This window comes from Pseudonocardia wallangbongensis, assembly GCF_054486945.1.
Genome location: NZ_JBRERS010000006.1, coordinates 214636 through 229329, shown reverse-complemented (window position 1 = coordinate 229329; position 14694 = coordinate 214636). Strand labels below are relative to the sequence as shown.

Annotated in this window: 12 protein-coding genes and 1 tRNA gene; 8 read left to right on the top strand and 5 right to left on the bottom strand. The window is 72.1% G+C overall.

The window, feature by feature from the left end:
• Positions 1-53: 53 nt before the first annotated feature.
• Positions 54-638 (top strand): M48 metallopeptidase family protein, encoded by a 585-nt coding sequence (locus tag ACU436_RS23190; RefSeq protein WP_459028585.1) that lies wholly within the window; start codon positions 54-56, stop codon positions 636-638.
• 574 nt (positions 639-1212) lie between these two features.
• On the opposite strand, the gene ACU436_RS23185 is transcribed toward ACU436_RS23190, so the two are convergent.
• Positions 1213-2649, bottom strand: coding sequence for a zinc-dependent metalloprotease (locus ACU436_RS23185; RefSeq protein WP_459028583.1), 1437 nt, complete (start codon positions 2647-2649; stop codon positions 1213-1215).
• 103 nt (positions 2650-2752) lie between these two features.
• On the opposite strand from ACU436_RS23185, the gene ACU436_RS23180 reads away from it, so the two are divergent.
• The 3 genes from ACU436_RS23180 to ACU436_RS23170 all read left to right on the top strand — a co-directional run bounded on the left by ACU436_RS23180 (position 2753) and on the right by ACU436_RS23170 (position 7055).
• The gene (locus ACU436_RS23180) at positions 2753-3769 is read left to right on the top strand and encodes a YlbL family protein (protein WP_459028582.1); all 1017 of its coding nucleotides are present in this window, start codon (positions 2753-2755) and stop codon (positions 3767-3769) included.
• A gap of 193 nt (positions 3770-3962) precedes the next feature.
• On the top strand, positions 3963-6899 hold the full coding sequence (locus ACU436_RS23175; protein ID WP_459028580.1) for a UPF0182 family protein: 2937 nt from the start codon (positions 3963-3965) through the stop codon (positions 6897-6899).
• A gap of 79 nt (positions 6900-6978) precedes the next feature.
• A tRNA-Met gene (locus ACU436_RS23170) sits at positions 6979-7055 on the top strand.
• A gap of 184 nt (positions 7056-7239) precedes the next feature.
• Here ACU436_RS23170 and ACU436_RS23165 read toward each other — a convergent pair.
• The 3 genes from ACU436_RS23165 to ACU436_RS23155 all read right to left on the bottom strand — a co-directional run bounded on the left by ACU436_RS23165 (position 7240) and on the right by ACU436_RS23155 (position 10796).
• Positions 7240-8034 (bottom strand): class I SAM-dependent methyltransferase, encoded by a 795-nt coding sequence (locus ACU436_RS23165; RefSeq protein WP_459028578.1) that lies wholly within the window; start codon positions 8032-8034, stop codon positions 7240-7242.
• Positions 8035-8122: 88 nt separating this feature from the next.
• Entirely contained in the window at positions 8123-10354 is a 2232-nt protein-coding gene (katG, locus tag ACU436_RS23160) for a catalase/peroxidase HPI (RefSeq protein ID WP_459028577.1), read from the bottom strand.
• Positions 10347-10796: a Fur family transcriptional regulator gene (locus ACU436_RS23155; protein WP_459028575.1), complete on the bottom strand. Its 450-nt coding sequence runs from the start codon at positions 10794-10796 to the stop codon at positions 10347-10349. The genes katG and ACU436_RS23155 overlap by 8 nt, the downstream gene beginning before the upstream one ends.
• A 109-nt stretch (positions 10797-10905) precedes the next feature.
• Between ACU436_RS23155 and ACU436_RS23150 the strand changes: the two genes are divergently transcribed.
• Together ACU436_RS23150 and ACU436_RS23145 are read left to right on the top strand one after the other, a co-directional pair.
• Positions 10906-12024: a glycosyltransferase family 4 protein gene (locus ACU436_RS23150; protein ID WP_459028573.1), complete on the top strand. Its 1119-nt coding sequence runs from the start codon at positions 10906-10908 to the stop codon at positions 12022-12024.
• Between the two features lie 28 nt (positions 12025-12052).
• A complete protein-coding gene (locus tag ACU436_RS23145; protein WP_459028571.1) occupies positions 12053-12928 on the top strand; it encodes a putative RNA methyltransferase in 876 nt (291 codons plus the stop codon).
• On the opposite strand, the gene ACU436_RS23140 is transcribed toward ACU436_RS23145, so the two are convergent.
• Positions 12900-14111, bottom strand: coding sequence for an MFS transporter (locus tag ACU436_RS23140; RefSeq protein WP_459028569.1), 1212 nt, complete (start codon positions 14109-14111; stop codon positions 12900-12902). The two genes, ACU436_RS23145 and ACU436_RS23140, sit on opposite strands and share 29 nt — an antisense overlap.
• An 86-nt stretch (positions 14112-14197) precedes the next feature.
• Here ACU436_RS23140 and ACU436_RS23135 point away from each other — a divergent pair, with 86 nt between their 5' ends.
• Entirely contained in the window at positions 14198-14524 is a 327-nt protein-coding gene (locus ACU436_RS23135; protein WP_459028567.1) for an ArsR/SmtB family transcription factor, read from the top strand.
• 16 nt (positions 14525-14540) lie between these two features.
• On the top strand, positions 14541-14687 hold the full coding sequence (locus tag ACU436_RS23130; protein WP_459028565.1) for a YdeI/OmpD-associated family protein: 147 nt from the start codon (positions 14541-14543) through the stop codon (positions 14685-14687).
• Positions 14688-14694 lie beyond the last annotated feature (7 nt).

Sequence of the window (14694 nt, the reverse complement as noted above, 5' to 3'; positions counted from 1 at the left end):
TGGCGGTCGTCCCGCGACCCGAGATCGGGACGCGGTGGCACTAGGCTGGCCTGATGGCGCAGCCCGCGGTCGTGGAGGTCCGGCGCAGTGACCGCCGACGGCGCATGGTCAGTGCTCGGCGCGAGGGCGACACCGTCATCGTCTTCATCCCCGGTTGGATGAGCGACGCCGAGGAGCGGCGCTGGGTGGACGAAATGGTGCGCAGACTGGAGCGGAGCGAGGCACGCAGGCGCTCTCCCGGCCGCAAGGGCGACGACGCGCTGCGCAGGCGGTCCATGGAGCTGTCGCGGCGCTTCCTGGAGGGCCGGGCCAGGCCCACCAGCGTGCGGTGGGTGCCGCCGATGCGCACCCGCTGGGCGTCCTGCACACCGGTCGACGGCACCATCCGGATCAGCGAGCGGCTGCGGGACGCGCCCGGCTGGGTGGTCGACTACGTGCTGGTGCACGAGCTCACCCACCTCCTCGAGCCCGGCCACGACGCCCGCTTCTGGGCGTGGGTGCACCGCTACCCGCGCGCGGAGCGGGCGATGGGCTACCTGGAGGGCCTGTCCGCGGCCGCCGGCCTCGGGCTGACGGGCATCGACGGTGACGAGCCCGACGACGTCGAATCTCCCGAGCCGACGTCCGCCACGGGCTAGCGGCCTGAGCACCCCCGGCCTGTTGCGCGACGCCCACTTGTTCCGTGCGGGGCCGGATCGCTGAGCGCGCCGGTGGCCTCGAGGTGGCGTCGCGCATGGTGCTGGGCCGCTCCTCACCCGTCGAGGGCGCCTGCGGCGAGCGCTGCGCGCCCCTTGACGGGCGAGCTTCTGCGGCCCCTACGGCAGGCTGCGCGGGCCGGCCGGGGCCTGCCCGGTGGGCGCGCGGCGCCACCGGAGGCGGCCTCTTCGTGATCAGCTGTGGCTGGGCGCCCTCGGGTGGGCGCTGCGGCGAATCTCGGACCGATCATGACGCGTTGATCGTTGCGAGGTCCCGCTCAACGCCCTCCCGAGGACGGTCGCAAGCATGTGATCAATGGGAAACGCTATCCAACCCAACCCGCTCGGCCGGGCACGGCGCGCCCACCGCGGCGGGAACGCGCACTCGCCCGCGGGTCCCGGGAGACCTCCCGGCCCCTCGACCACCGGAACACCACCGCGGCCACGATCCGGCAACACCCTCCGTGTGCGGATCATGTCACGGATCTGCTGATCACGCCCCGGGCACTCGCTGCGGTCAGGAGGTCTTCTCCGGTCCCGACTCGCCGTCGGAGTCGCCCTTCTCCTCGTGCGCGTCGTCTTCAGACCTGCTCCCGGGGCGGTCCTCCTCCGGCGCCTTCTGGCCTGCGAGCTTCTCCAGCTCCGCGATCGGGTCGGCCATCTCGGCGCGCCCGACGAACGCGGCCGGGTCCTCGAGGTCGTCGGCCGTCGGGACGAGGTCGGGGTGGGCCCACAGGGCGTCGCGACCGGCGATGCCGCGCTCCTCACCCAGCAGCTTCCAGAGCTCGGCGGCTGCGCGCAGACGGCGGGGTCGCAGCTCCAGGCCCACCACCGTGGCGAACGCCTGCTCGGCCGGGCCGCCTGCGCCCCGGCGCCGGCGCAGCGTCTCGCGCAACGCGGCTGCCCCCGGCAGCCGTTCGCCGACCGCCTCGGCGACCACGGCGTCGACCCAGCCCTCGATCAGCGCGAGGAGGGTCTCGAGCCGCGCGAGCGCGGCCTTCTGCTCCGGTGTGGTCTCGGGCTCGAACATGCCCGACTGCATGGCCTCTTCGATCGCCGCGGGGTTGGACGGATCGATGCCCCGGGCGAGCTCCTCGATCCGGGAGGAGTCGACCCGGATGCCGCGCGCGTACTGCTCGACCGCGCCGAGCAGCCGCTCCTTCAACCACGGGACGTGCGTGAACAGCCGCTGGTGGGCCGCTTCCCTCGCAGCCAGGAAGATCATGACCTCGCTGGAGGGGCGATCGAGGTCCTTGGTGAACTTCTCGATGTTCTCCGGCAGCAGCGCGGCGACGCGATCGGGCCCGACCGGCACCCCGATGTCGGTGGACGACACGACCTCGGCCGCGAGCTGGGCGAGCCCGTTGCCGAGCTGGCTGCCGAACGCCAGCCCGCCCATCTGGCCGAGCATCGCGATCATCGGCCCGGCGGCGGAGCGGACCTCCTCCGGCATGGCCTCGACCCATGCGCTCGACACCCGCTGGGCGACCGGGTCGCACAGCCGCTTCCACGTGGGGAGGCTGGCGTCGACCCACTCGTTGGCCGACCACGCCTTGGTCTCGGTGGCGCCGGCCGGGAAGTCGGTGGCCGGGTCGAGCCAGAGCTCGGCCAGCTTCACCGCGTCGCTGACGGCCGCACGCTGCGCCCCGGTGAGCGACGAGGTGGTGGACGCCAGGCGCTGGCGCGCCAGCTGCGCGGCGAGGTCGTAGTTGACCGGGCCGTCGCCACTCGACTGGGCCTGGCTGAGCATCTGGCCGAGCTGGGTGAGCATCTGGCCGAGCTGGTTGACGTCGAAGCCGCCCGCTCCCCCCGGCATCCCGCCTCCGGGCATACCCGGGAAGCCGCCGAACCCGAACGGGTCGTTGGCCCCCTGGCCACGGCCCTCCAGGTCACGGCGCCGCTCGTCGTCGGGGTCGCGGTCGCCCGGTCCGAAGCCGAACGGCATGTCACTCATGGTGTCCACGGTACGCGGGTACGCGCTGCTCAGCTGTTCGCGCTCGGCGTGACCGGTGCACCGTGCGGAGACCCCGCACCCGACCCGCTTAGGCTGTGCCTTCGTGAACCGCCGGACGTGGACCGTCGTCTCCGCGAGCCTCCTCGCGCTGGCGCTCGGCGTGCTCGGCGGCACGCTGCCGGTGCCGCTGGTGGCGCTCGGGCCGGGCCCGACCTTCGACACCCTCGGCACGGTCGACGGCACCACGGTCGTCCAGGTCGACGGGCCGCCGGTCTACCCGACGTCGGGGCACCTCAACATGACCACGGTGTCGGTGACCGACCGGTTGACGATGTTCTCCGCGCTCGCGCTGTGGGCGTCGCCCGAGAGCCAGGTCGTGCCCCGCGAGCCGATCTACCCGTCCAGCATGTCGCTGGACGAGATCCAGCAGCAGAACACCGCGCAGTTCACGTCGTCGGAGTCCAATGCCGAGGCCGCCGCGCTGGACGAGCTGCAGCTGCCCGCCACCGTCATCGTCACCAGCCTGGTGCCCGACACGCCCGCGGCCGGCATCCTGCAGCCCGGCGACGAGCTGCTCGCCGTGGCCGGCCGGCCGATGGACTCGGTGCGCGAGGTCTCGGACGTGCTGGTGCCGACGCGGCCCGGTGACACGGTGGCCGTCCAGTACCGCCGCGGGAGCGAGGTGCACGACGTCCAGATCCCCCTCGCCACCCGGCCCGACCGCGAGCAGGGCCTGCTCGGCGTGATCCTGGGCGCGAGGCTGCGCGACGGCGACATCCGCATCAGCCTCGGCGGTATCGGCGGCCCGTCGGCGGGCCTCATGTTCTCGCTCGCGGTCGTCGACAAGCTCACGCCCGACGACCTCGCCGGCAACCGGTTCGTCGCGGGCACGGGTGCGATCGAGCCGACGGGGACCGTCACGCCGATCAACGGCATACCGTTCAAGATGCGCAAAGCGTTCGACGAGGGCGCCACGGTGTTCCTCGTCCCGGCGGCGAACTGCGAGGAGGCCGTCGCAACCAACCCCGGTGACCTGCAGCTCATCCGTATCGGCACGCTCCACGACGCAGTCACCGCGCTCCAGGCGCTGAAGTCCGGCGGTCCGGTCCCGGCCTGCTGACCCCGGTTCGCGGAACCGGGAATCTCGGACATTCGGGGCCCCCACGGGAACTCCACACCCGGTCCGTAGAGTTGGGTCAGCAGGGCGTGCGGTCGGACCGACCGAAGGGCGATCTGGGCAGGTCGCCGCCACAGCGGACCGGCACGGGCGCCCCTCAGCCCAATTCCGATCTGCTGGAGCGTGCCCTGTGGCCATGCGGCCCCCGGTGGGAGCCCCGACGCTGTCCCGCCGCACCCGGATCCTGCTCGTCGTCGCCGGGTTGCTGGTGCTGCTGCTGCTCGGCGGTTCGCGCCTGATCAACTTCTATGTCGACTGGCTCTGGTTCGGCGAGGTCGGGTACCGCGGCGTCTTCGCCACGGTGCTGTTCACGCAGATCGTCCAGTTCCTGATCGGTGCTCTGCTGATCGGCGGGCTCGTCGCCCTCTCGCTGTGGATCGCCTACCGCACGCGTCCGGTGTTCGTGCCCGTCAGCGGCCCCGAGGACCCCATCGCCCGGTACCGCACCGTGATCATCCAGCGGCTGCGCCTGTTCGGGATCGGCATCCCGGTCGTCATCGGCGTCATCGCGGGTCTCGCGGCGCAGGGCGACTGGCAGATCGTCCAGCAGTTCCTCAACTCCACGCCGTTCGGCATCGCCGACCCCGAGTTCGGCATCGACATCAGCTTCTACGCCTTCCAGCTGCCGTTCCTGCGCCACGTGCTGGACTGGATGTTCGTCGCCGTCGCCATCGCGTTCGTGGTCTCGCTGATCACCCACTACATCTTCGGCGGCATCCGGCTCACCGGCCGCGCGGGCCAGGTCTCGTCGGCGGCCCGCGCCCAGCTCGCGATCCTCGCGGGAGTGTTCGTCCTGCTGAAGGCGGTGGCGTACTACCTCGACCGGTACGAGCTGCTGTTCAGCAACCGCAACTCTCTGTTCACCGGCGCCACGTACACCGACCTCAACGCGGTGATGCCGGCCAAACTGATCCTGCTGTTCATCTCGATCATCTGCGCCGCGGCGTTCTTCGCGGCCGTGTTCCGGCGCAACCTGCAGCTCCCGGCCATCGCCACCGTGCTGCTCGTGCTGTCGAGCGTGCTGATCGGGGCGGCGTGGCCGCAGGTGCTGCAGCAGTTCTCGGTGGCGCCGAACGCCCAGCAGCGTGAGGCGCTCTCGATCGAGCGGAACATCGCGGCCACCCGCGACGCGTACGGCCTCAACAAGATCAACGAGGTCCCGTACAGCGGGGTCTCCGACGCCACCCCCGCTCAGGTCCGCGCGGACACGGCCACGATGTCCAACATCCGGCTGCTCGACCCGGCGAAGATCGAGCGGACGTTCACGCAGCAGCAGCAGCTGCGCGCGTTCTACGGCTTCCCACCCCAGCTGGACATCGACCGGTACGAAGTGAACGGTCAGATGCAGGACTTCATCGTCGCGCTGCGCGAGCTCGACACGAGCGGGCTGTCCGGCAACCAGACGGAGTGGATCAACCAGCACCTCGTCTACACCCACGGCAACGGGATCGTCACCGCGCAGGCCAACGAGATCAACGCGGCGCTCGAGGACAGCGGCGGCCAGGGCGGCCTGCCGGTGTTCACCTCGGACAAGCCCGAGATCCCGGAGAGCCTGCGCGTCGAGGAGCCGCGCACCTACTACGGCGAGCTGATCGACTCGTACTCGATCGTCGGCGCCCCGGACGGTGCGGCGCCGACGGAGTACGACACCGACACCGAGCGCTACACGTACAACGGCCGCGGTGGGGTCCCGCTCGACAACATCGTCAACCGCATGGTCTTCGCACTCTTCTACGGCGAGCGGAACATCCTGTTCAACAGCTCGATCAACGAAGACTCGAAGATCATGTACGTCCGCGACCCCGCCGACCGGGTCCAGGCCGTCGCGCCGTGGCTCACCCTGGACGGCGACCCCTACCCGGCGGTGGTCAACGGCCGGATCACGTGGATCGTCGACGGCTACACCACGCTGGAGAACTACCCGTACGCCCAGCGCACACCGCTCGGTGAGTCCACCACCGACGCGTTGCAGCCCGGCCAGGGCGGGGTGCGCCCCGAGCTCGACCGGGACGTCAGCTACCTGCGCAACTCGGTGAAGGCCACCGTCGACGCCTACGACGGCACGGTCACGCTGTACGCGTTCGACGAGAGCGACCCCGTCCTCCAGACGTGGATGAAGACGTTCCCGGGCACGGTGAAGCCGGCCTCGGAGATCAGCCCCGGCCTGCGCTCGCACTTCCGGTACCCGGAGGACCAGTTCAAGGTGCAGCGCGAGCTGCTCACCCGCTACCACGTCGACACGCCGGGCGACTTCTTCAACAACGTGTCGTTCTGGAACGTGCCGTCCGACCCGTCGCCCCAGGGCGCCGGCACCGGGAGCGCGTTGCCCCAGCCGCCGTACTACATCCTGGCGGGAACGCCGGGGCAACCGGGATCACCGCCGTCGTTCCAGCTCACCACCGCACTGGTGTTCCAGGAACGCGAGTTCCTGTCGGCGTATCTCTCGGTCAGCTCCGACCCGGATACGTACGGCCAGATGACGCTGCTCCGACTACCCGACAACACCACGACCCAGGGCCCGCAGCTCGTACAGAGTGCCCTCGTGAGCTCGCCGGCAGTGAGTGAACAGATCGGCCTGCTGTCCCGGAACGGGCAGAGCACGGTCGACTACGGCAACTTGCTCACCCTTCCCGTCGCGGGTGGCCTGCTGTTCGTCGAGCCGGTCTACATCGAGAGAGCGAACCAGGAGGTCAGCTATCCGCAGCTGGCCCGGGTGCTGGTGTCCTACCAAGGCCGGGTCGGCTTCGACGCGACGTTGGCCGGTGCGCTCGACCAGGTGCTACCCGGCGCAAGCGCGGTGGTGCCGAACGTGCCCGGCCAGCAGCCACAGGCGCCCGCGGAGGCGGGCTCGCCCGCAGTACCCGCCGCGCCGCCGGGCACGTCCAACCCGCAGGTGGCCACTGCGGCGAGCGCGATCCAGCAGGCCATCACCGACCTGCGCGCGGCCAACCAGACCGGTGACTTCGCCGCCCAGGGGCAGGCGTTGGCCGAGCTGGATGCGGCCGTGAAGCAGTTCCAGCAGGCCAACGGGCAGACGCCGGCCGCGCCCGCTCCGCCGGTCCCCGGGGGCTGAGATCCGGCGCCGCTGCAGCGGGTACCCCCCCGCTGCAGCGGCGTTTCGGGGAGGTGTACTGTACTAATCACAACAGCAACGCGGGGTGGAGCAGCTCGGTAGCTCGCTGGGCTCATAACCCAGAGGTCGTAGGTTCGAATCCTACCCCCGCTACCACCAGGAACGGCCCTCGGGAGATCATCCCGGGGGCCGTTCCTCATGTCGTGCGACCAGCGGCTACCCCCCCATCGCCGGCGGGACGCGTGAGCAGTACGTCACGGTCCCGGTCGTCGCGCCGGCGTGCTGCTCGCATCGATCATGGGTCGCCCCGGGCCGCCCACGAGGGCGCGGGAGCCGCGGGTCAGCTCGAACCCTTGCGCCCGACGAGGTGGAAGACCCGGCTGAGCCGGCGGTAGGGATCTCGTCGGCCCGCTTCCAGCTCGACGGCGGCGGTCGCCGCCACCTGTTCCGCATCGTTCGGGTCCAGCTCGGCTCCGCTGAAGTCGAGCCAGTCGACGAACAGCCACACCCCGTACCAGCGCAGCGGCTCCACGCCGCGGCTCCGCAGGTCCTCGGTGAGCTCCTCCACCGTGTCGCCTCGGGTCGGTACACCCAGCACGCCGATCTCGTGCCTGGCGTCGAACGACGCCAGGGCGTCCTCCCAGCGCCGTTCCAGGGCGGGGCGCACCGCCGCCGCGTGGGCGTTGCCCGTCATGATCGAGACGATGCCGCCGGCAGCGGCGCACCGGCACAGCTGGTCGACCACCGGCCCCGGTTGCTCGAGGTAGCCGAGCACGCCGTGGCACAGCACGGCGGCGAAGCGTTCCCCGTTCACCGCCTCGTCGGCGTCCTCGCCGTCGGCCTGCAGGAGCGTGACCCGTCGCTGCGCCTCTCCGGGCAGCCGCTGGAGCCGCTGCTGCGCCTTGTCCAGCATCGCCGACGACGGGTCGAGCAACGTCACGTCGTAGCCGGCGCGGGCCAGCGGGAACGACTGGTGGCCCGCGCCACCGCCGACGTCGAGCACGCGCGCCGGAGGCGGCGGCAGGTGCTCCAGCAGTTGCTGGTGCATCACGTAGGTGCGCACCCGACCCTTCACCGAGGCATAGGCCCCGTCGGCGAACTGGTCGGCCAGATCGGCCCAGGTGTCGTCGCCCATCGCACCACGATATTGATGGGAGCCGGTCGGAACGCGGAACGGCCCCCGGGACCAGGTCCCCGGGGGCCGTTCCACGATCTCGAGGGGATCAGGCGACGTCGTACCGGTCGAGGTCCATGACCTTGGCGAACGCGGCCGCGAAGTCGCGCACGAACTTCTCCCGCGCGTCATCGCTCGCGTAGACCTCGGCGAGGGCCCGCAGCTCGGAGTTCGACCCGAAGATCAGGTCGACGCGGCTGGCGGTCCACTTGACCTCGCCCGTGGCGGAGTCGCGGCCCTCGTACGTCTCCGCGTCCTCGGCCGTCGGCTTCCACGTGGTGCCCATGTCGGTCAGGTTCACGAAGAAGTCGTTGGTCAGGGACTCGGTCCGGGAGGTGAGGACGCCCAGCGGGGACCCCTTGTGGTTCGCGCCGAGGACCCGCAGGCCGCCGACGAGGACCGTCATCTCGGGGGCGCTCAGGTCGAGCAGGTTCGCCCGGTCGACGAGCATGAACTCCGACGGCATCGGGTTGCCCTTGCCGCGGTAGTTGCGGAAGCCGTCCGAGGTGGGCTCCAGCGGGGCGAAGGACTCGATGTCCGTCTGCTCCTGCGACGCGTCCGTGCGGCCCGGGGTGAACGGCACCTGGACCTCGTGGCCGCCGTTCTTCGCCGCCTGTTCGACGGCCGCGACGCCGCCGAGCACGACGAGGTCGGCCAGGGAGACCTTCTTGCCGCCGGCCTGGGAGCTGTTGAAGGACTCCTGGATCCCCTCGAGGGTGCGCAGCACCTGAGCGAGGTCGTCGGGGCTGTTCACCTCCCAGTCGCGCTGCGGCTGCAGGCGGATGCGGCCGCCGTTGGCGCCGCCGCGCTTGTCGCCGATGCGGAACGTCGAGGCCGACGCCCACGCGGTGGAGACGAGCTGGGAGACCGACAGCCCGGAGGAGAGGATCTGCTGCTTGAGGGCGGCGGTGTCGGCGGCGTCGACGAGCTCGTGGTCGACGGCGGGTACCGGGTCCTGCCAGAGCAGCGTCTCCTGCGGCACCAGCGGGCCGAGGTAGCGCTGGATCGGCCCGAGGTCGCGGTGGGTCAGCTTGTACCAGGCCCGGGCGAACGCGTCGGCGAACTCGTCGGGGTTCTCGTAGAACCGGCGCGAGATGGGCCCGTAGACCGGGTCGAACCGCAGCGCGAGGTCACTGGTGAGCATCGAGGGCGCGCGGTTGAGCTTGCCGTCCTGCGGGTCCGGCACGGTGTTGCGCGCCTTGCCGTCCTTCGGCGTCCACTGGTTCGCGCCGGCCGGGCTCTGGGTGAGCTCCCAGTCGTACTCGAACAGGTTGTGGAAGAACCAGTTGCTCCACTGGACCGGGGTGGGGGTCCAGGTGACCTCCAGGCCGGAGCCGATGGCGTCGCGGCCCTTGCCGCTGCCGAAGTCGCTCTTCCAGCCCAGCCCCTGCTCCTCGAGGGGGGCGCCCTCGGGCTCGGGGCCCTTGTGCGACTCCGGGGCCGCGCCGTGGGTCTTGCCGAACGTGTGGCCGCCTGCGATCAGCGCGACGGTCTCCTCGTCGTTCATCGCCATGCGGCGGAACGTCTCGCGGATGTCCCGCGCCGAGGCCAGCGGGTCCGGGTTGCCGTTCGGGCCCTCCGGGTTGACGTAGATGAGGCCCATCTGGACGGCGCCCAGCGGCTTCTCCAGCTCGCGGTCGCCGGTGTAGCGCTCGTCGCCGAGCCAGGTGCGCTCGGGCCCCCAGTAGACGTCCTCGTCGGGCTCCCAGACGTCGGCCCGGCCGCCGGCGAAGCCGAAGGTCGTGAAGCCCATCGTCTCCAGGGCCCGGTTGCCCGTGAAGACCATCAGGTCGGCCCACGAGATCTTCCGGCCGTACTTCTTCTTCACCGGCCACAGCAGGCGGCGGGCCTTGTCGAGGTTGACGTTGTCCGGCCAGCTGTTCAGCGGTGCGAAGCGCTGCATGCCCGCGCCGGCCCCGCCGCGGCCGTCGTCGATCCGGTACGTGCCGGCGCTGTGCCAGGCCATCCGGATCATGAACGGCCCGTAGTTGCCGAAGTCGGCGGGCCACCAGTCCTTCGATGTGGTGAGCAGCTCGTCGACGTCCCGCGCGAGCGCGTCGAGGTCGAGGCTCTGGAACTCGGCGGCGTAGTCGAAGTCCGCCCCCATCGGGTCGGAGGCGGGCTGGTGCTTGCGAAGGATCTTGAGGTTGAGCTGGTTGGGCCACCAGTCGCGGTTCCCCGCGCCTTCCGTCGGGTGGTTGCGGCGGCCGGCCGAGACGGGGCACCCGCCCGCGCTCTCCTCGTTCACCTCGGCGAGCACGGAGTCATGGCTGTCAGACACGGGAATCCTTCCGGGAATCGGTGGCGGTGGAGCAGGTGGGGCACAGCCCTCGGTAGACCACCTCGGCCTCGTCGATCATGAAGCCGTGGTCGTCGGACGGGGTCAGGCAGGGCGCGGAACCGACGGCGCAGTCGACATCGGCGATGGCGCCGCACGACCGGCACACGATGTGGTGGTGGTTGTCGCCGACCCGTGCCTCGTAGCGCGCCACCGAGCCGGGTGGTTCGATGCACCGCACCAGGTCCGCCGCGGTCAGCGCGCGGAGCACGTCGTAGACGGCCTGGTGGGACACCTCGCCGAGATCGTCGCGCACAGCTGCGATGATCGAGCTCGTGTCGGCGTGCGGGTGGGTGTGCACCGCGGACAGCACCGCCACCCGGGGACGGGTCACTCGCAGCGAGGCCCCGCGCAGCATGCGCTCGAAGTCGGCGGTGGTGGGCACGCGGCGAGTCTGGCCCGTGTTCTGGAATCAGTCAAGAATCCGTGGCACGACGCGCTCTGACCAGCGGCTATCCTGGAACGTGGCGTGTCGTCCGACGTCGAGGAGCCCCGTGCGCGTCACCCTGATCGGGCCGGCGTTCCCGTGGCGGGGCGGCATCCCCCTGCTGACGAACGAGCTGGCCCACCGCCTCGCCGCAGGCGGCCACACCGTGCACGTGCGCACGTGGACCCGGCAGGGTCCGGTCCGCCTCCTCCCGGGGGAGCTGCACCCCCTCGCGACACCCGAGGCCGAGGTCTACCCGACCGTCCCGGAGCCGCTGTCGTGGCGCAACCCGCGGCACTGGGCACGCACCGGGCGGCGGGCGGCGGCGGAGTCGGACGTCGTCGTCCTGATCTACTACGTCCCGTTCCAGGCCCCGGCGCTGGCCGCGATCGCCCGCGCCGCGCGCCGGGACGCGCGGGTCGTCGTCATCTGCGCCAACGCGGTGCCCCACGAGCCGCGGCCGGGCGACCGGCTGCTCATGACGTCGCTCATGCGCTCCGCCGACGCGATCCTCGTGCACACCGAGGCCGAGCGGGGCGCGGTGCGGCGGCTCGCCGATCGCCCGGTCGCGGTCGCCGCGCTGCCCCCGCACCTGCCGGCGACGGGCCGCTCGCCCGCCGGCTCGAACGGCCCGCCGGAGCGGCGGGTGCTGTTCTTCGGCAAGGTGCGGCACTACAAGGGCGTGGACGTCCTGCTCAGGGCGCTCGCCCTCGTCCCGGGCGTGGAGCTGGACATCGTCGGCGAGTTCTACGAGGACCGCGAGCGGCTCGCCGCGCTCGTCACCGAGCTGGGGCTCGGCGAGCGCGTCCACGTGACGCCCGAGTACCTGCCGGCCGGGCGGATCCCCGAGCTGTTCGCCGGGTTCGACGCGCTCGTCCTGCCGTACCGCACGGCGACCGCCTCGCAGCTCGTGGCGCTCGCTCACTGGCACGGGTTGCCGGTGGTGGCCACCCGCGTGGGGAACTTCCCCGAGACCGTGCGCGACGGCTTCGACGGCCTGCTCTGCGCTCCGGACGACGTGACCGACCTGGCCGGCGCCGTGCGGTCCCTCTACGAGCCCGGCCGGCTGGCGGCACTGCGCGCCGGTGTTCGCCCGGCCGACGCGGAGGCGATCTGGCGGGACTACATCGCGGCGTTGTGGGGCCTCGCCGGCGTGGACGACGGCACTCCCTCGATCCCGGACTGATCGCCGCGGTAAGTTCTCGCGCAACGCGATGCGCCCCGACCCCTCAGCCCTCGACACGCTCGCGGCTCGGCTGCGATGCCCGGTCTGCGACGGTTCGCTGCGGCATGCCGACCGAAGCCTGTCGTGCGCCTCCGGCCACGCCTTCGACGTCGCCCGTCAGGGCTACGTCAACCTGATCAGCGGGCACCGCCGGCACCCCGGCGACGACGCCCGCATGGTCGCCGCCCGCGAGCGGTTCCTCTCGGCCGGTCACTACGGGCCGCTGAGCTCCGCGCTCGCCGAGCTGGCCGCCGCGCACGCCCCGGACGACGACGGGATCGTCGTCGACCTGGCCGGCGGCACCGGGCACCACCTGTCGGCCGTACTCGATGCCGTCCCGCGCCGGTACGGACTCTGCGTCGAGGCCTCGACGCCCGCGCTGCGCCGCGCGGCCCGGGCCCATCCCCGGGCGGCCGCGATCGGCGCCGACGTGTGGGGGCCGCTGCCCGTGCGGGCCGGGACGGCGGGCGTGGTGCTCAGCGTGTTCGGCCCGCGGGGCGTCCCGGAGGTCGAACGCATCCTCGGGCCGGGCGGCGTCGTCATCGTCGCCACGCCGCTTCCCGCGCACCTGGCCGAGCTCGGCAGGCTCGTCGGCGGGATCGGGATCGATCCCCGCAAGCCCGAACGCCTCGCCGCGTCGTTCCGCCGCTTCGAGCGCCTCGCCACTCGGGAGGTGACCCGGCGCATCGCGCTGCGCCACGAGGAGGTCCACGCCGTCATGGCGATGGGGCCGAGCGCGCGCCACCTGTCCGACGACCGGCTCGACACCGCGATCGCCCGGCTTCCCGACCTGGTCGACGCCACGGTGTCCGTCGAGATCTCGGTCCATCGCCCGGTCACGGGCAGGTCGGCCGGGGCGCGGTGAGGCGGCGTCCGCGGCCGGCGAGGACCAGCAGCACCGCCAGGCACAGCACGGCGACGCCGACGGCGAAGTCCTGCACGGCGGGGAGCAGCCCGGCCACGGTCGCGACGGCACCGACGCCGATGACCGGGAGACCGGCGCCGAGATAGATGATCACGTAGTACGCGCCGAGCGCCTCGGCGTGGCGGTCCGGGGGTGCCGCGTCGTTGATGGTGGTCAGGCCGCCGAGGAACGCCAGGCCGTGGCCGGTGCCGGCGATCACCGTGGCGACGAGGAACAGAGGCGCCGAGGACAGGCCACCGGCCACCGCCAGCAGCACCAGCCCGACGGCCAGCAGGGGAAGGCCGAGGAGCTCGAGGGTGCGGGCCCGCCTGCCGTAGGCCGCGAGCTGCGCGACCGCCGAGCAGGCCGGCAGCAGCGCCACGCCGGCCCCCGCGAGCAGCAGGTTCGCGCTCCCCGAGAGCATGGCCACGTACGTGGGGATGAGGGCCAGGAACAGGCCGATCACGGAGAACGCGAGGAAGCTCGCCGTCCCGCTGGTCGCGAACGCGGCCCGCATGGCCGGCGGGATCTCGGGGCGGCGTGGGCGCCACCGGGTCCGCGGCGACGTCGCGGGCAGCGTCGCGATGACCGCTACGGTGGGTACCAGCAGCACGATCTCCACCACGAACGGCAGGACGTGCGGTGCCGGGGCGTACTGGGCGAGCAGGCCGCCGAGCAGCGGCCCACCGCCGAGCCCGCCCACGGACGCCACGGTGGACACGAGCGCCGCCTTGCGCCGGTCGCGGCCGGGTTCCAGCTCCGTCAGCGCCGCGGTCAACGGGGCGGAGGCCGCGCCGACGGCAAGGCCTTGGAGGACCCGCCCGGCGAACAGCCACCCCGTGCTCGGCGCGAGAGCGAAGACGAGCGATCCGGCCGCGGCCAGGGCGAACGCCGGCAGCAGCACGCGGCGCCTGCCGATGGCGTCGGACAACGGGCCGGCGACCAGCAGCGAGGGGATCAGCACGGCGACGTACGCCGCGAAGACCAGCGTGACGACCACGGGCGAGAACCCGAAGCTCCGCGCGTAGCCCTGGTACAGCGGCGTCGCCAGGTTCGTGCCGATCAACAGGACCAACAGCGCGTATGCCGTCGCCCGGAACCGCAGGCGGGACGCCCTGGCGGTCCGGGTGTCGAGGTTGGGCATCGGTAGCTCCCCACGGGCTTCATGTTCGGCGATCGCGAACATAACAGATGTTCGGGGATCGCGAACATGTCCGGTAGGGTCGAGGCATGGCGAGCCGTACCTCCACCGCGCTCGTACACCCCGAGCGGGCCGAACTGGAGTTCACGGCGGTGCTGGCCGCGCTGAGCGATCCGGTGCGCCTGGAGATCGTCGCCCGCCTGGCCGATGCCGGGCCGCGCGGCGAGCTGGCGTGCGGGACGTTCGCCCTGCCGGTCAGCAAGTCCACCCAGAGCGGCCATTTCAAGGTCCTGCGCGAGTCCGGTGTGATCCACCAGCGGGACGAGGGGACGCGGCGGATGAACCGGTTGCGCCGGGACGATCTCGACGCCCGCTTCCCCGGCCTGCTCGACCTCACCCTCCAGCACGCACGGTGAAAGCGCTCACTCGTCGATGCGGCAGCGCTTCGCCCCGCGCAACCCGCACAGCGCCTGGAGCCGGGTGAATCGGGCGGGGCTCGAGTGGATCGCCCGGGCGAAGCGGCCCGAGACGCGGGAGCGGCGGATCGCCCGCACCGTCACGTCGGCAGCGGGCAGCTGAGGGAGGA